Annotated in this window: 16 protein-coding genes; 8 read left to right on the top strand and 8 right to left on the bottom strand. The window is 59.2% G+C overall.

The window, feature by feature from the left end; genetic code table 11:
* The first annotated feature begins 253 nt into the window (after positions 1-253).
* From adk to RGV06_RS09280, 4 genes are all read left to right on the top strand, one after another.
* Complete coding sequence (adk, locus tag RGV06_RS09295; protein ID WP_019822134.1) at positions 254-901, top strand: adenylate kinase; 648 nt, start codon at positions 254-256, stop codon at positions 899-901.
* Positions 902-996: 95 nt separating this feature from the next.
* The gene (gene tsaB, locus RGV06_RS09290) at positions 997-1,680 is read left to right on the top strand and encodes a tRNA (adenosine(37)-N6)-threonylcarbamoyltransferase complex dimerization subunit type 1 TsaB (protein WP_322149859.1); all 684 of its coding nucleotides are present in this window, start codon (positions 997-999) and stop codon (positions 1,678-1,680) included.
* Positions 1,681-1,875: 195 nt separating this feature from the next.
* Positions 1,876-2,172, top strand: coding sequence for a hypothetical protein (locus tag RGV06_RS09285; protein ID WP_019822138.1), 297 nt, complete (start codon positions 1,876-1,878; stop codon positions 2,170-2,172).
* Between the two features lie 3 nt (positions 2,173-2,175).
* Positions 2,176-3,045 (top strand): DUF72 domain-containing protein, encoded by an 870-nt coding sequence (locus RGV06_RS09280; RefSeq protein ID WP_322149858.1) that lies wholly within the window; start codon positions 2,176-2,178, stop codon positions 3,043-3,045.
* On the opposite strand, the gene RGV06_RS09275 is transcribed toward RGV06_RS09280, so the two are convergent.
* The gene (locus RGV06_RS09275) at positions 3,042-3,662 is read right to left on the bottom strand and encodes an energy transducer TonB (RefSeq protein WP_198821902.1); all 621 of its coding nucleotides are present in this window, start codon (positions 3,660-3,662) and stop codon (positions 3,042-3,044) included. The genes RGV06_RS09280 and RGV06_RS09275 overlap by 4 nt on opposite strands.
* Before the next feature lie 93 nt (positions 3,663-3,755).
* Here RGV06_RS09275 and RGV06_RS09270 point away from each other — a divergent pair, with 93 nt between their 5' ends.
* Positions 3,756-4,538, top strand: a complete 783-nt coding sequence (locus tag RGV06_RS09270; RefSeq protein ID WP_322149857.1) for a class I SAM-dependent methyltransferase — start codon at positions 3,756-3,758, stop codon at positions 4,536-4,538.
* Between the two features lie 105 nt (positions 4,539-4,643).
* Here RGV06_RS09270 and RGV06_RS09265 read toward each other — a convergent pair whose 3' ends face one another.
* Positions 4,644-5,282: a TetR/AcrR family transcriptional regulator gene (locus tag RGV06_RS09265; protein ID WP_019822146.1), complete on the bottom strand. Its 639-nt coding sequence runs from the start codon at positions 5,280-5,282 to the stop codon at positions 4,644-4,646.
* Between the two features lie 89 nt (positions 5,283-5,371).
* Here RGV06_RS09265 and RGV06_RS09260 point away from each other — a divergent pair, with 89 nt between their 5' ends.
* Complete coding sequence (locus RGV06_RS09260) at positions 5,372-6,472, top strand: efflux RND transporter periplasmic adaptor subunit (RefSeq protein WP_046809700.1); 1,101 nt, start codon at positions 5,372-5,374, stop codon at positions 6,470-6,472.
* A gap of 5 nt (positions 6,473-6,477) precedes the next feature.
* Positions 6,478-9,552 (top strand): efflux RND transporter permease subunit, encoded by a 3,075-nt coding sequence (locus RGV06_RS09255; RefSeq protein WP_322149856.1) that lies wholly within the window; start codon positions 6,478-6,480, stop codon positions 9,550-9,552.
* A gap of 169 nt (positions 9,553-9,721) precedes the next feature.
* Here RGV06_RS09255 and RGV06_RS09250 read toward each other — a convergent pair whose 3' ends face one another.
* From RGV06_RS09250 to plsB, 3 genes are read right to left on the bottom strand one after another with little or no spacing between them, the layout of a single operon-like run.
* On the bottom strand, positions 9,722-10,411 hold the full coding sequence (locus tag RGV06_RS09250) for a DUF4197 domain-containing protein (protein WP_048351374.1): 690 nt from the start codon (positions 10,409-10,411) through the stop codon (positions 9,722-9,724).
* A 24-nt stretch (positions 10,412-10,435) separates the two neighbouring features.
* Entirely contained in the window at positions 10,436-10,837 is a 402-nt protein-coding gene (locus RGV06_RS09245) for a YbaY family lipoprotein (protein WP_322149855.1), read from the bottom strand.
* An 11-nt stretch (positions 10,838-10,848) separates the two neighbouring features.
* Complete coding sequence (plsB, locus tag RGV06_RS09240) at positions 10,849-13,359, bottom strand: glycerol-3-phosphate 1-O-acyltransferase PlsB (RefSeq protein ID WP_019822155.1); 2,511 nt, start codon at positions 13,357-13,359, stop codon at positions 10,849-10,851.
* Positions 13,360-13,599: 240 nt separating this feature from the next.
* Here plsB and RGV06_RS09235 point away from each other — a divergent pair, with 240 nt between their 5' ends.
* The gene (locus tag RGV06_RS09235; protein ID WP_019822157.1) at positions 13,600-13,809 is read left to right on the top strand and encodes a cold-shock protein; all 210 of its coding nucleotides are present in this window, start codon (positions 13,600-13,602) and stop codon (positions 13,807-13,809) included.
* Between the two features lie 158 nt (positions 13,810-13,967).
* Here RGV06_RS09235 and RGV06_RS09230 read toward each other — a convergent pair whose 3' ends face one another.
* From RGV06_RS09230 to dapE, 3 genes are all read right to left on the bottom strand, one after another.
* On the bottom strand, positions 13,968-14,345 hold the full coding sequence (locus RGV06_RS09230) for a hypothetical protein (RefSeq protein ID WP_019822159.1): 378 nt from the start codon (positions 14,343-14,345) through the stop codon (positions 13,968-13,970).
* An 80-nt stretch (positions 14,346-14,425) separates the two neighbouring features.
* Entirely contained in the window at positions 14,426-15,235 is an 810-nt protein-coding gene (locus tag RGV06_RS09225) for a putative RNA methyltransferase (protein ID WP_019822161.1), read from the bottom strand.
* Complete coding sequence (gene dapE / locus RGV06_RS09220; protein ID WP_046809204.1) at positions 15,235-16,386, bottom strand: succinyl-diaminopimelate desuccinylase; 1,152 nt, start codon at positions 16,384-16,386, stop codon at positions 15,235-15,237. Before dapE ends, RGV06_RS09225 begins: the two co-directional genes overlap by 1 nt.
* Between the last annotated feature and the right edge of the window lie 6 nt (positions 16,387-16,392).

Raw genomic sequence — 16,392 nt, 5'->3', positions numbered from 1 at the left:
GCGGGGGAACGACAGGCTTGATGCCGATCCCCGTGCTGGCGCGACACTTTATTGTGGGGTTGCGACCTGTGACACCCGGCCGCAGAGGCCGGTTTGCCTGTAATTATTCCTACTTTGGGCGGCTTGTGTGGGCCGGGCCTGCTGTGTATCTTGATCAGCCCTTGGCCGTTTTGATGGCCATAATCCGATTTTGAGACTGGCCCAAAGAGGCGAGTCTGTTGTCATTTAAATAAAAAATTTGAGGAGCACATCGATGCGCGTAATTCTGCTGGGAGCTCCCGGGGCCGGTAAAGGTACTCAGGCAAAGTTCATCACTGAAAAATTTGGCATCCCGCAAATCTCCACTGGCGACATGTTGCGTGCAGCCGTCAAAGCCGGCACCGAGCTGGGCCTGATCGCTAAAAGCGTGATGGACAGCGGTGGTCTGGTGTCTGACGATCTGATCATCAACCTGGTGAAAGAGCGTATTGCTCAACCAGATTGCGTCAACGGTTTCCTGTTCGACGGTTTCCCGCGCACCATTCCGCAAGCTGAAGCCCTGGTAAAAGCCGGTGTTGAACTGGACCACGTGCTGGAAATCGCCGTTGAAGACGAAGAGATCGTTCAGCGTATCGCTGGCCGTCGCGTACACGAAGCTTCGGGCCGCGTTTACCACACCGTCTACAACCCGCCAAAAGTGGAAGGCAAGGACGATGTGACCGGCGAAGACCTGGTACAGCGCAAGGACGACACCGAAGAAACCGTTCGTCACCGCCTGTCGGTCTACCACTCGCAAACCAAGCCGCTGGTAGACTTCTACCAGAAGCTGGCTGCTGCCCAGGGCAAGCCCAAGTACAGCCACGTTGAAGGCGTTGGCTCGGTAGAATCGATCACGGCCAAGGTGCTTGAAGCGCTGAGCTGATAAGTCGATTTTGCGTCATCACAACAGCCCGCTTGCGGGCTGTTGTTGTTTATACTGCTGCACTTTTTCCAATTTTGATTCTGACGGGAACACCGATGAGCACCTTGCTGGCCCTGGATACCGCGACTGAAGCTTGCTCAGTTGCCTTGTTGCACGATGGCAAGGTTACTAGCCACTACGAGGTGATCCCGCGCCTGCACGCGCAAAAGCTGTTGCCGATGATCAAAGACTTGCTGGCTGCGGCCGGCGTCGAGCTGTCGGCGGTCGATGCCATCGCTTTCGGGCGCGGGCCTGGCGCCTTTACCGGTGTGCGCATCGCCATCGGCGTGGTGCAGGGCTTGGCTTTTGCGCTGGAGCGCCCGGTGTTGCCGGTTTCCAATCTGGCGGTACTGGCCCAGCGCGCCCATCGTGAGCACGGTGCGACCCAAGTGGTGTCGGCCATTGATGCGCGCATGGACGAAGTGTATTGGGGCTGCTACCGCGAACAGGCGGGGGAGATGCGTCTGCAAGGCGCTGAGGCGGTGCTTGCACCTGAAGCCGCCGCTTTGCCGGAGGATGCCAGCGGTGACTGGTTTGGTGCCGGTACCGGCTGGGGTTATGCCGATCGTTTGAGCGTCAAACCCTATGCCATGGACGCGGGCATGTTGCCTCACGCCGAAGACCTGCTGACCCTGGCCCGCTTTGCCTGGGCCCGTGGTGAGGCCATCCGGGCCGATGATGCACAACCGGTGTACTTGCGCGACAAGGTGGCGGCTACAAAAGCTGAACGTGGCGTTTGATCCGCTGTTGTAGCCGCAAGGTCTAAAAGAAACGTCATCTGTGGGAGCGAGCCTGCTCGCGAAGTGAAGTTCGCGAGCAGGCTCGCTCCCACAGGCAGGGTTGACCGCCAACAGAGTATCTACAAAATAGCCGGCCCATTTGCTTAGTCTGGCCAGCGCCGCTAAATTGTAACTATCGCTAACGAGCTTGTTGCCATGCGCATTGACGGCTTTTCTTCCCAGTCCTACCCGATCAAGCGCAAGCCGCGTAAAGGTCAGCCGCTGGTCGATGAGTCCGTTGACGACAATGAAGCCTCGTTCGAAAACACCCCCCAGGCTGCCCGTACGCCACCTTCCGGTGAGCGCATCAGCCAGTTGCCGGTTCGCTCCCAGGACATGATCTTCCAGCGAGCCATGAGCAAAAGCGCGGCCAGTGCCCTTGCCAGCTACCTGACCACCGCAGGCTTCGTCGATTGGGAAACGGAAGTACTGGGGCTGGATCTGTATATTTGAGCCATGACTCACACGCCCCTCCCTTACTACCTCGGTTGCCCGTCCTGGAGTGAAAACGCCTGGCGTGAAGGCCTGTACCCGCAGAACGCGCGCCCGGCTGATTTTTTGAGTCTGTATGCGCAGGTCTTCAATGCAGTCGAAGGCAACACCACGTTCTATGCTCGCCCGGCACCGACCACGGTGGAGCGCTGGGTGCGCAACCTGCCTGAACACTTCAGGTTTACCGCCAAGTTTGCACGGGATATCAGCCACGGCGGCGATTTACGCGAGCAGTTGCACGCCGCAGACGACTTCCTGCACTTGTTGAGCCCCTTGGGAGCGCGCGTAGCACCGTTCTGGCTGCAACTGCCGGCCAGCTTCGGGCCACAACGTTTGAGCGAGCTGGTGAGCTTCATGGACACGTTGCAGTGCCCGCTGGCCGTCGAGGTGCGTCACCCGGAGTTCTTTGCCAGAGGCGATGCCGAGCGCCTGCTCAATCGCTTGCTGATGGACCGCGGTGTCGAGCGTATCTGCCTTGATCCACGGGCACTGTTCAGTTGCCACTCGACCGATCCTGCGGTGCTTCACGCGCAATCAAAAAAGCCCAAAGTGCCGCCACGCCCTGCAGCCTTTACTCAATTTCCGCAAGTGCGTTTTATTGGCCGCCCGGAGCTTGAGGCCAACGATCCTTATCTGTTGCCCTGGATTGAAAAAGTCGCGGGCTGGATCGAGGAGGGGCGTACGCCCTACGTGTTTTTGCATACGCCGGACAATCACCGTGCACCTGAACTGGCACGGCGTTTTCACCATCAATTGAGCGAACGGTTACCGGGGTTGCCCCCATTGCCCGAGTTGCATCAACCCCAGGCTCGTGAACAACTGGGTCTGCTTTAAGCGGCCATGCGCAGGTTGTTGATAACGATCGGGCGAGCCCAGCCAACATCGAAGTCCATTGCCCGTTGTTGTTCGATCAATGTAATGGCGTCGAACGGCTCGGCGGGCGGAGGCAGCAAGTCCAGCTCAAACTCGGCAATCGGCAGGTGCAAAGGTCGCGGCTCAGGTCCCGGGCCCGGATCGGGCAGGGGGTGACCCTGGGCCATGACGATCGGGCGCACCCACGTGTTGTTGAAGTCCTGCTGGTGCTGTTGTTCGATCATGTCTTCAGGCGGGAAGGGCACGGCAGGCGGTGGCAGGAGGTCCAGTTCGAATTCGGCAATGGGCAAAAACAGGGCTTCGGGCGGGCGCCGTTCGGTGTCCTGAACCTCGCAGTGGCGCTGGGTGACGATATTAACCAACAGATCACTGCCACCACGGGGTTCGGCATGTTCATCTTTGGCGGGCAGCCCTGCATCAAACGCCGCACATTCTTCAGCGCCGGACTGTTCTGCCAACGCCTGGGCGTAGAAGTCCTTCCACAGGTGATTGACACTGCCCGTGATCTGCGAATTGTGCCGGCCGAAGTCGCCAATTGGCGTAATAAAGCCGATGGGTGCGCAATGAATGTCTGACATAGCTCTCGGTTAACGCCCAGCTCTGGCAAAATGCCGGATATTTCATTTATCGGCAGCCTTTGCCGATCATTAAATTTTTGAGCGTGTTTTTAGATGATTGAGCAAGCAGCGGGCTGTCGTATCAAAGTCGAGGCGCTGGGCGAGGCCTACCAGGCCTTGGCCGAGCAATGGGCTGAGCGTCTGGGTTTGCCAATGGATGAGCCAGACGCGGAGTTCGCCTTGCAATTGAGCGCCCAGGGTTTGCAGTTGCAGCAACTGGGGCCAGACGCGCCAGGTCCGGTGCGGGTTGATTTTGTTGAAGGCGGCGCAGCCCATCGCCGTTTGTTCGGCGGCGGCACGGGGCAGATGATTGCCAAGGCGGTGGGGATTCAACAAGGCGTACGCCCACGGGTGCTGGATGCCACGGCAGGCTTGGGCAAGGATGCGTTCGTGCTGGCAAGCCTGGGCTGTGAGATGAGCCTGATCGAACGTCAGCCGCTGATCGGCGCATTGCTCGAAGACGGACTGGCCCGTGGCCTGGATGACTTTGAAGTGGCACCGATCGTGTCGCGCATGCACTTGCTCAAAGGCAACTCGATTGAAGTGATGCGTAATTGGGAGGGCGAGCCGCCGCAAGTGATCTACCTGGACCCGATGTTCCCCCATCGCGAGAAAACCGCTCTGGTGAAAAAAGAAATGCGCCTGTTTCGCCCGTTAGTAGGCGATGACAACGATGCCCCGGCCCTGCTTGAGGCCGCGCTGGCGCTGGCGACCCACCGTGTGGTGGTCAAGCGGCCCCGCAAGGCCCCCTGCATTGCAGGCCCCAAGCCAAGCCATGCGCTGGACGGGAAATCGAGCCGGTACGATATTTATCCGAAGAAAGCACTCAAGCCCTGAACATGTGGGAGCGGGCTTGCTCGCGATAGCATCGGCGGGGTTGTTCAGATACACCGCGTCGACTGAATCGCGAGCAAGCCCGCTCCCACAGGGTGATGGGGGGCTTTACTCAGGTCGATACGCCCGCATGAACATCCCCACCACTTCCTGCGCATGGGCCTCGCTTTCCTGCGGCGCCAGCGGTTCACCGCCGCCAAACAGCAGGCGAAAGTTGGGGGCGCCCTTGAGCATGCAGAAGAAGTGTTCCGCCGCGTAGTGAGGATCGTCGATCCGCAGCGCGCCGCTCTGGTCCATCTTGCGCAGCAGCCCCTCCATCTCGTGCACCACGCGTTCGGGCCCGGCCTCCAGAAAAATCTGCGACAGCTTCGGGTCCTGGCTGCCCAGGGTGACCATCAGGCGGTGCAGGTTCAGCGATTCTTCGCTGTTGATCAGCACTTGAAAGCCTCGGGCGATATTCAACAGCACCGCTTCGATCGGCTTGCCTGCGGGCAATTCAAAAAAAAGAACCGGTAATTGCTCGGTGCATTTGGACATGATCGCCGAAGAAAACAGCGTCTCTTTATCAGTGAAGTGGCTGTAGACCGTGAGTTTTGACACGCCTGCCAGGCCTGCAACCGCATCCATGCTGGTGTTGGCGTAGCCCTTGGTCAAAAACAGGGATTTGGCGGCGTCAAGGATCGACTGGCGTTTTGCCAGGTCCTTGGGGCGGCCGAGTGCATTGGGGGGTAAAGGATTGTCAGACATATCCGTTTATTACTGGACTGGTGAGTTTAGTATTAATAACATGCAGCCAGTATAAATATTCCAAGCCCCATTAGCGAAAGGTCGTCCACATGTTGCGCCATGCCTTGCCCCGCGCTGTGCCTGTCTGTCTGGTTTTTTTATTGTCTGGGTGTGGGCAGCAAGAGCCTGCAAAAATCAGCATCAGCCCGGCGATGGTGGTGCATCCGCAGCCTTCAACGCTGGCAAGCCAGAGCTATCCGGGTGAAGTACGTGCACGTTTCGACCCGCAACTGGCGTTTCGTATTGGCGGCAAAGTCACCAGGCGTCTGGTGGACGAAGGTGAGCGGGTCAAGGCCAATCAGCCCTTGGCAGAGCTGGACCCACAAGACGTGCGTCTGCAACTGGACGCTACCCGTGCTCAAGTGGCTGCCGGGCAAGCCAACCTGAATCTGGTGCGTGCTGAACGCGACCGCTACAAGACCTTGCTGGATCGCCAGATGGTCAGCCGTTCGCAGTTCGACAACGCCGAAAACCTCTACCGCTCAGGCGTTGCCAAGCTCCAGCAGCTCAAGGCCGAGCAGGATGTGGCCAGTAACCAGGCGAGCTATGCGGTGCTGCGCGCTCCACAAGATGGCGTAATCGCCCAGCGTCAGGTCGAAGTCGGGCAGGTGGTCAATGCCGGACAAACAGTGTTCACCCTGGCTGCCGATGGTGAGCGTGAAGTTTTGATCAGCTTGCCCGAACAGGATTTTGGCCGCTTCAAGATCGGTTTGCCGGTAGCGGTTGAGTTGTGGTCGCAACCCGGCCAGCGTTTCAGCGGACGCATCCGCGAGCTGTCGCCGTCGGCCGATCCGAAGTCACGTACCTTTGCTGCCCGCATCACGTTCACCTCTGGCAAGGTGCCCGCCGAACTGGGCCAAAGTGCCCGGGTCTTTATTGAAGGTGAAGGCGCGAGTGCTCTGTCGGTGCCTCTGTCGGCCTTGACTGCCGAGAACGGCTCGGCTTACGTGTGGCGTGTCGGCCAGGACAACAAACTTGAGCAAGTGCCGGTGCGGGTGGGGCCTTTTGGCGAAAAGAGCGTGCCGGTACTCGAAGGCCTCAAGGCCGATGACTGGATCGTCGCTGCCGGTGTGCATGTGCTGCATCCCGGGCAGGAGGTGCGGCCAATTGATCGCTCCAATCGGGCAATCAATGTTTCGGCCAAGGAGTAACCCCCATGGGCTTTAACCTTTCTGCCTGGGCATTGCGCAATCGCCAGATCGTCCTGTTCCTGATGCTGTTGCTGGCGATTGTCGGCGGGCTCTCCTACACCAAATTAGGGCAAAGCGAAGACCCGCCGTTCACCTTCAAGGCCATGGTCATTCGGACCCTGTGGCCGGGTGCCACGGCAGAGGAAGTCTCTCGCCAGGTCACCGAACGTATTGAAAAAAAGCTGATGGAGACCGGTGAGTACGAGCGCATTGTTTCGTTCTCGCGCCCTGGCGAGTCGCAAGTGACCTTTATGGCCCGCGACTCGATGCATTCGAATCAGATTCCGGAGCTGTGGTATCAGGTTCGCAAAAAGATCAGTGATATCCGTCACACCTTGCCACCTGATGTTCAGGGGCCGTTTTTCAACGATGAATTCGGTACCACGTTCGGCAATATCTACAGCCTGAGCGGTGAAGGTTACGACTACGCGGTACTCAAGGACTACGCCGACCGTATCCAGATCCAGCTGCAACGGGTCAAGGATGTAGGCAAGGTTGAGTTGTTGGGGCTGCAGGACGAAAAAATCTGGATCGAGCTGTCCAACCTCAAGCTTGCAACCCTGGGTTTGCCGCTGGCCGCTGTGCAACAAGCCCTTGAGGAACAAAACGCGGTCTCGACTGCAGGTTTCTTTGAAACACCGTCAGAGCGTGTGCAACTGCGCGTCAGCGGTAATTTCAAGACGGTAGAGGAGATCGAACGGTTCCCGATCCGCGTGGGCGAGCGCACTTTTCGTATCAGTGATGTGGCTGATGTGCGTCGTGGTTTTAATGATCCACCGGCGCCGCGTATGCGCTTTATGGGCCACGATGCGATTGGTCTGGCCGTGGCCATGAAGGACGGTGGCGATATCCTGGTACTGGGCAAGGCGCTTGATACCGAGTTCGAACGAATCCAGAAAAACCTCCCGGCCGGGATGCAATTGGGCAAGGTCTCCGACCAGCCCGCGGCAGTGAAAACCAGTGTCGGCGAGTTCGTTCAAGTGCTGGTCGAAGCACTGGTTATCGTGTTGTTGGTCAGCTTCTTCTCACTGGGTGTGCGCACTGGCATGGTGGTGGCGCTGACTATTCCGCTGGTGTTGGCGATGACGTTTGCTGCCATGCATTACTTCGGCATTGGCCTGCACAAGATCTCACTGGGCGCATTGGTGCTGGCGCTGGGCTTGTTGGTGGATGACGCGATCATTGCCGTGGAAATGATGGCGATCAAGATGGAGCAGGGCTATGACCGGCTGAAAGCGGCGAGCTTTGCCTGGACCAGCACCGCGTTCCCGATGCTCACCGGTACCCTGATCACGGCCGCAGGCTTTTTGCCGATTGCCATGGCGCAGTCGAGCACGGGTGAGTACACCCGCTCGATCTTCCAGGTAGTGACCATTGCCCTGCTGGCGTCGTGGATTGCGGCGGTGGTGTTTGTGCCGTATCTGGGCGCGCTGTTACTGCCGGATCTGGCAAAAATTCATGCCGCCAAGCATGGTTCGGGCGCGGGTGCTCCCGACCCTTACGCGACACCGTTTTATCAGCGGGTTCGACGGTTGGTGGAGTGGTGTGTCACCCGACGCAAAACCGTTATAACACTCACCGCGTTGCTGTTCCTGGGGTCGGTCGTGCTGTTCAAGTTTGTTCCGCAGCAGTTCTTTCCGGCATCCAGCCGGCTGGAATTGATGGTCGACTTGAAACTGGCCGAAGGCGCTTCGTTGAGCAATACCACCGATCAGGTCAAACAGCTCGAAGCACTGCTCAAGGATCACCCGGGTATCGCCAACTATGTGGCTTATGCCGGGACCGGCTCGCCACGCTATTACCTGCCACTGGATCAGCAGTTGCCAGCGGCCAGCTTTGCCCAGTTTGTGGTGCTGGCCAAGACCATTGAGGACAGGGAAGACCTGCGCACCTGGTTGATTGACACCCTTAACGAGCAATTCCCGACAGTACGCTCTCGCGTCACGCGACTGGAAAACGGTCCACCTGTGGGCTATCCGGTGCAGTTCCGGGTGACGGGCGAACACATCGAAGAGGTCCGGGCGCTGGCGCGCAAGGTGGCTGCCAAGGTCCGCGACAATCCCCATGTGGTGAATGTGCACCTGGACTGGGAAGAACCGAGCAAGGTGGTGTATCTCAATATCGATCAGGACCGGGCACGGGCCTTGGGTGTGAGCACGGCCAACCTGTCGCGCTTTTTGCAAAGCACATTGCTGGGCTCCACCGTCAGCCAGTACCGCGAAGACAACGAGTTGATCGAAATCCTGTTGCGCGGCACGCCTCAGGAACGCACCGAACTGGCATTGCTGCCTAGCCTGGCAGTGCCGACCGACAACGGCCAGAGTGTTGCCCTGTCGCAAATCGCGACGCTGGAATATGGCTTTGAAGAGGGCATCATTTGGCACCGTAACCGCCTGCCGAACGTGACCGTACGTGCGGACATCTATGGCAAGGAGCAACCGGCGACCTTGGTGGAGCAGATTCTGCCGACCCTTGAGGGTGTTCGCGCCGAGCTGCCGGATGGCTATCTGCTGGACGTGGGCGGCACAGTCGAAGACTCCACCCGTGGCCAGGACTCGGTGAAAGCCGGTGTACCGCTATTTATCGTGGTGGTGCTGACCCTGTTGATGGTGCAGCTGCGCAGTTTCTCGCGCATGGTGATGGTGTTCCTGACGGCGCCGTTGGGGCTGATCGGTGTGACGCTGTTCCTGCTGCTGTTCGGCAAGCCGTTCGGCTTTGTGGCGATGCTGGGCACCATTGCGTTGTCGGGGATGATCATGCGCAACTCGGTGATCCTGGTGGATCAGATCGAGCAGGACAAGGCGGCGGGGCTGGACCCGTGGCGGGCGATTATTGAAGCGACGGTGCGGCGTTTTCGCCCGATTGTGCTGACTGCACTGGCGGCGGTGCTGGCGATGATTCCACTGTCACGCAGTGTGTTCTTCGGTCCGATGGCGGTTGCCATCATGGGTGGGCTGATAGTGGCGACTGCATTGACCCTGCTGTTCTTGCCAGCGCTGTACGCGGCGTGGTTCAAGGTCAAGAAGCCAGCTGAGGCTTGACGCCCCTGTGGGAGCGGGCTTGCTCGCGATGCAGGCGGCGCGGTGTATCTGGATGACTGCGCTGATGCCATCGCGGGCAAGCCCGGCTCCCACAGGGTTTGTGTGGCTCAGATCATCCGGGCCTGGGTACCCATTATTGTGGAGGCGGGCAAGCCCGCCTTCACAAGGGTTACAGCGTTCCGAACACCTTTTTCGCCAAACTGGTAGCAGCCGCTGCCGGATTCTGGCGAATGGTTTCTTCCTGTTTGCCGATCATTTCGAACAAACCATCCAGGGCTTTTTCGGTCACGTAGCTTTCAATGTTGGCGCTTTTGGCGTCCACCACACCCAGCGTGGCGGCTTGCCCGGCGAAAGAGTTGTACTGCTGGGCCAGACCGACCTTGTCCGTGGCGGCCTTGACGATAGGCAGGAACTTGGCGCGGATCTGCGCTCGGCTGCTTTTGTTCAGGTACTGGGTGGCAGAGTCCTGACCACCGCTCAAAATACCCTTGGCATCTGCCACGCTCATGTTTTTCACCGCATTGACCAACAGCGCCTGCGCCTGTGGCACGGCCGCTTCAGCGGCTTTGTTCATGCTGGTTTCAAGCTGCTCGACCTGATCGCCCATGCCGAACTGCTTCATCGTTTTCGCGACCTTACCAAGGTTGCCCGGCAACTCGATCTTGACCTCAGGGTTGTTGCTGAAACCACCAGGAGTCCCCAGTTGCTTGACTGCAATTTGTGCGCCCTGGGTCAGGGCATCTTTAAGACCCCCTGTGGCGTCGCTTTGCGATAAATCGCTCAACGACAACGCCAGGGTGTTAGCCGAAATCAGCAGGCCTGCGCACAGGCCTGCAAAACGTAGAGAAGGGCGCAGCATGGGGAACTCCCTGTTTGCGTGGAATCAATGAGCGACTTGATCTACACGCAAACGTAGTGGTTGCTGGGTTTTTGCATTCAGGTCGACGCTGTTGCGCTCAGTGGTGATAAACAGCAATTTGCCGTCTTGCTCAATGCGCGCACTCACCGCGTAGGTGTGGCCAGGTTTAACCTGTGCCGGGTCGTAGGTCAGATGAAACGGCAACGGCACCTGGCCCTTGATTTGGCCACTTTGCTTGGCAAGGGTCACCGCTGGAGCGTCGGCCAGCGAGACATCCTGCAAGCTAACTTCAAGTGTAGCTGTAGGCGGCAGGGCGATACGTTGCAGGTAGAACACTTCGCCATCGAGGGAGGCTTGCGGGGTCGAGGTCAGAGCGCTACAGGCTCCCAGCAGGGCGGTGAGGCTGAGTAAAAGTACTTTTTTCATGGGTTTCTCCTTCAAGATATCTTTTCGAGCGATAGCGGTGGCTGCTCTTGGGTGTCTTCACTGCGGTGCAAGGCAACCTGGCGTATCGACAGGCGGATTTCGGCCGGTAACACACGTTTGGCAGCCCCTTCGGCCAGTTCGCCAAGCAGTTCGTGATAGCTCAACTTGCCGTTGGCATCGCGGCGCAGTACGTCTTCTTCGAGCAAGGTCTGGATAAAGTGGCGGAACAGGCTCTTGTCGAAGAACTCCGGGGCGTTGAGGCCATGCAGAATCGACAAGCGCTGGGCCATCATGGTGCACAGGTCTTCCAGTTCCTCGGCGCTCAGGGTGTTTTGCCCGCTGTTGAGCAGCAGAGAAATCGCCATGTAGAAGCGTTGCAGGGTTTGCGCAATGCTTCTGGACAGCAGCGTCAGCAACACAAAGTGTCGCGAACTCGGCGCAGGGCGCAGGTACACGCCGTTCTCAAGGCGCAACAAGCCTTGCTCGACAAAGGATTCGAGCCACTGATCGACCACACCGTCCAGCTCTTCTGCTGACCAGCGGATAAACAGTTCTGACTGCAGGTACGGATACAGCGCGTGGGTGTAGCGCAGGATCTGCTCGCGGCTCATGCGCGAGGCGCTTTGGAAGAAGCTGGCCAGCAATGAAGGCAATGCAAAAATATGCAGCACGTTGTTGCGGTAGTAAGTCATAAGTACCGCGTTCTGCTCATCCAGATAGAGGATTTTGCCTAGCGCATCACTTTGCTCGGCAAGCAGGTTCATGTCCTTTACATGGTTGATCAGCGCCTTGCCATCGCCTTCGGGCAAGGTGGTGTAAGGCGAGTAGGGGACACGGCGCAACAGGGCCAGATACAGATCCAGCACCCGGGCCATGGCCTGTTCGTCCAGTGCCAGCCGGGTGGTTGAAAGCAGGGCCAGCGCCACTAGATTCACCGGGTTGATGGCCGCCGCTTCATTCAGGTGCTGGGCAACTTTTTCGCCCAGGCGATTGGTGGTCTGGCTCAGCCAGTCCGGACGATACAGTGGCGCAAGCTCCTGCTGGCGCCAGCCCGGTTGCTCGTGTTCAAGAAACTCGGCGAGTTTGATCGGTTCACCAAAGTTGACCGCCACCTGACCGAACTTCTGCTTTTTAAGGGCGCCGATCACTTTGAAGATGTCGAAAATCGACTCTTTCTTCTTGCTGGCGCCGCGCAGTTCGCCCAGGTAGGTGCGGCCTTCGAGCACACGCTCGTAACCGATATAGACCGGGACAAACACGATCGGCGTACGGGAAGAACGCAAGAAACTGCGCACGGTAATGGCCAGCATCCCGGTTTTCGGTTGCAACATGCGCCCGGTGCGCGAGCGGCCACCCTCGACGAAGTACTCCACCGGGAAGCCCTTGGTGAACAGGGTGTGCATGTACTCGTTGAACACCGAGGTGTACAGCGGGTTGCCCTTGAACGTGCGGCGCATGAAAAACGCCCCGCCACGGCGCAGCAGGCGGCCGAGCACCGGCATGTTGAGGTTGATCCCGGCGGCGATGTGCGGCGGGGTCAGGCCGTTGCGAAACAGCAGGTAGGACAGCAGCAAGTAGTCGATATGGCTACGGTGGCACGGCACGTAAATGATCTCGTGACCTTGGGCGACCTTTTGCACGCTCTCGATATGGTTGACCTTGACCCCGTCGTAGATCTTGTTCCAGAACCAGCTCAGGAGCACTTCAAAAAAACGGATCGCGGTGTAGGTGTAGTCCGAGGCAATTTCATTGGCGTAGCGCAGTGCCTGGGCACGGGCCTTGTCCGGCGAGATGTTTTCGCGTTCGGCTTCATCAAGGATCGCCTGACGCACGGCGGGTTCGTTGACCAGTCCCTTGACCAGGTTACGACGGTGCGACAGATCCGGGCCGATGGTGGCGGTTTTCAGGTTGCGAAAGTGCACGCGCAAAATACGTTGGGCCATGCGCACGGTGCGTTCATGACCCTTGTTGAGATCGACCAGTTCGCGCAGGTGAATCGGCTCCGAGAACTGCACGCGGGTTTTGCGGCCCAGAATCAGGATGCGCAGCAGGCGGCGCAAGCGCCCGGTGACAGCCCAGCTGTCAGCAAACAGCAGTTTCCAGGGGCTGGATTCGCTGTCGGGTGACTGCCCCCAAAACACGCTGACCGGAATGATTTGCGCATCCTCGGCCGGGTTGTGGGTAAGGCCGTCGACCAGACGAGTCAAGGTTGGCGGAGCACCACGCTTGTCCTGACGACCCAGCCAGTCGGGCTCGGGGGTCAGGTAGAAGAAGGCGGCAGGCTCAATCATCTCTCCCACTGCAACCGGCAATACCGGGCGCGGCAGGCCGGCCTTTGAGCATTCGGCATCGACCACGGCCAGTTCGGTCAGCGAGGGCGATTGCAGTACATAGAACACGGGTCGGCTGCGATCCAGGTTCAGGGTCAGGGAAGACTGATTAATGGTCTCCGAGCGCACCCACAGGTACAGCAAGCGACGCAGGGCACCAAATACAAGGCGGCGGAATGGGGAGGGGGTCATACGGCTTCTGCGTTAGTGGATTAAACGAGCGTTTACTCGGCCGGGTAGTGTGCCGTATCTCCCGAAAATCGGCAAAAAAGCGACGAACTAATATTGATTGAGTGTTTTTTTGCCTGACTTATACTCGGAGGTCTTTCGCGGTACCGCGCAAGAGCCAGTATTGAAGCATCAGGTTCAAACGATAGTTCTCAAAGGGCCAATTAACGAGCCCGATCAATAATAAAAAGGGGGAAAGTATCCATGACAACGCGCGTAACAGGCAGTGTGAAATGGTTCAACGACGCCAAGGGCTACGGCTTTATTCAGTGTGAAAACGGGGCTGATGTGTTTGTGCATTACCGCGCCATTCGCGGTGAAGGCCATCGCAGCCTGGCTGAAGGCCAGCAGGTCGAGTACACCCAGGTCACAGGTGACAAGGGCTTGCAGGCTGAAGATGTAGTGGGTTTGTAACCGCCAAACCTGTAGCAGCTGCCGCAGGCTGCGTTCGGCGGCGCAGCCGTCGTAAATCGGTGGTCGCGGTGAATCTGATACACCGCGGGTTCAGATTTTACGAACGCTTCGCGCTCGAACGCAGCCTGCGGCAGCGGCTACAGGGTGTTGTTTGCAACTCAGGAACCGGTTTTCCAGGTGATTTCTTCCTGGCCGTCTTCACTGATGCGGATCCAGCGATCGGCATCTGCCTCGCCCTGTTCCTCGACCCAGCTGCCCGGCGCGCAACGCACTTCGATCTTCAGCGCCTCAAATGCGGCCTTGGCACAGGCAATGTCGTCTTCCCATGGGGTTTTGTCGCTGTCCAGGTACAGGCTGTTCCATTTGCCGACGGCTTTTGGCATCCAGGTCACGGGTACGTCGCCAGCGGTGCACTTCCAGGTTTCACCTTTCTTTTTCCATTCGGTGCACGGGCCCAGCACGTCTGCCAGCCAGGCTTCGACGTCTTTGTAGGTGACCGCTTCTTTCAGGTAAATCTCGATATCGGGTTGGCGCATGGATGTCCTCACTGCGGGTCTGAAAAATCCACTCGCGGATTAATCGGGTCAAGGGCGTGTGCCCTTGACCGTAAAGTTGGTTATTGGAGCACGAAGTAATCGTAGCGCATCGACACCGTCACCACTAAAGGCTCCGGGTGCTCGATGACCTGGGCACGACGCTCGGCACTGGCGCGCCAGCCATGGGGGGTCATGGCCAGCAGGTTGGCGCGGTCTTGGGGCTCACTCAACCTGAGGGTGAACTCCAGAGTCTCGCTGTGTTGCAACTGCATGCCTTCGGGCACCAGCGCCAAGTGCTTGTCGTCTGCGTAGTCGCGTACTTCGTCGTACAGTCGCTCGCGCAGCTCCATCAAATGCCCGCGAGTGGGGCCTACGCGCATCAGGCCGCCCCCTGGACTGAGCAGGCGCTTGGCTTCTAGCCAGTCCAGCGGGCTGAAGACGCTGGCCAAAAACTGGCAGCTGGCATCGGCCAGTGGCACGCGGGCCATACTGGCGATCAACCAGGTCAGTTGCGGGCTGCGTTTACAGGCGCGCTTGACCGCCTCGCGGGAGATATCCAGCGCATAGCCATCGGCGTTGGGCAAGGCCTCGGCGATTTGCGCGGTGTAGTAACCCTCGCCACATCCGATGTCGAGCCAGCGTTGTGGCGCTTGTTCACCCGCCAGTTCGGCCAGGCGCTTGGCCACGGGCGCGTAATGGCCTGCGTTGAGAAAGTCGCGGCGAGCCTCGACCATCGCCTGGTTGTCACCCGGGTCCCGGCTGTTTTTGTGCTGCACCGGCAGCAGGTTCAAATAGCCCTGGCGGGCGCGGTCAAAGCGATGGCCGGCCGGGCACGCCACGCCATTGTCCACCGCGTTGAGCGGTGCGCTGCAAATTGGGCAGGCGAGCATCAGGCGAGCAACTTGATCAGGGTTTGGTAGTAGATCTCGGTCAGTACATCAAGATCGCTGGCCAGAACCCGCTCGTTGACCTGGTGAATGGTCGCGTTGACCGGCCCCAGTTCGACGACTTGCGTACCCAGGGTCGCGATGAAGCGTCCGTCCGAAGTACCGCCGCTGGTAGACGCTTTGGTTTCGCGGCCTGTGACTTGCTTGATGCTCGACGACACCGCGTCCAGTAGAGCGCCCGGCTCGGTCAGGAACGGCAGGCCGGACAGCGCCCAGTCGATGTGCCAGTCCAGGCCGTGCTTGTCCAGTATGTCCGCCACGCGCTTCTGCAGGCCTTCAACCGTGGATTCGGTGGAGAAGCGGAAGTTGAAGACCGCCACCAGATCACCGGGGATCACGTTGGTTGCACCCGTACCGGAGTTCAGATTGGAAATCTGGAAGCTGGTCGGCGGGAAGAAGGCGTTGCCGTTATCCCAATGCTCGGCGGCCAGTTCGGTCAGCGCAGGCACTGCCAGATGAATCGGATTCTTGGCCAGGTGCGGGTAGGCCACATGGCCTTGAACGCCGCGAACGGTGAGCTTGGCGCCCAGCGAGCCGCGACGGCCGTTTTTAACCACATCGCCCACCAGAGAGGTGCTCGACGGCTCGCCCACGATGCACCAGTCCAGGCGCTCGTTACGGGCGGCAAAGCGCTCGATCACAGCTTTGGTGCCGTGATGGGCCGGCCCTTCTTCGTCGCTGGTGATCAGAAATGCGACCGAGCCCTTGTGGTCCGGGTAGTCGGCGACGAAGCGCTCGGCTGCCACCAGCATCGCGGCCAGGCTGCCTTTCATGTCAGCAGCGCCACGACCGCAGAGCATGCCGTGTTCATCGATCAGCGCGTCAAACGGGTCATTTTGCCAGGCTTGCACCGGGCCGGTCGGGACCACGTCGGTGTGGCCTGCGAAGCACAGCACCGGGCCTTCGTGTTTGCCGTGGGTGGCCCAAAAGTTGTCGACGTCCTCGATGCGCATCGGCTCAAGCTTGAAGCCGGCATCGCCCAGGCGCTGCATCATCAGCTTCTGGCAGTCGGCGTCGATCGGGGTCACGGAAGGGCGACGGATCAGATCGCAGGCAAGTTGCAGGGTCGGCGAAAGGTCGGCGTGGGCCGTCATGGTGTG

It is taken from the genome of Pseudomonas sp. CCI3.1, from assembly GCF_034313985.1.
In the GTDB taxonomy this organism is placed as follows: Bacteria; Pseudomonadota; Gammaproteobacteria; order Pseudomonadales; family Pseudomonadaceae; genus Aquipseudomonas; species Aquipseudomonas psychrophila.
The sequence above is the reverse complement of the archived record's forward strand: the minus strand, read 5'-3'. Positions and strand labels throughout refer to the sequence as shown.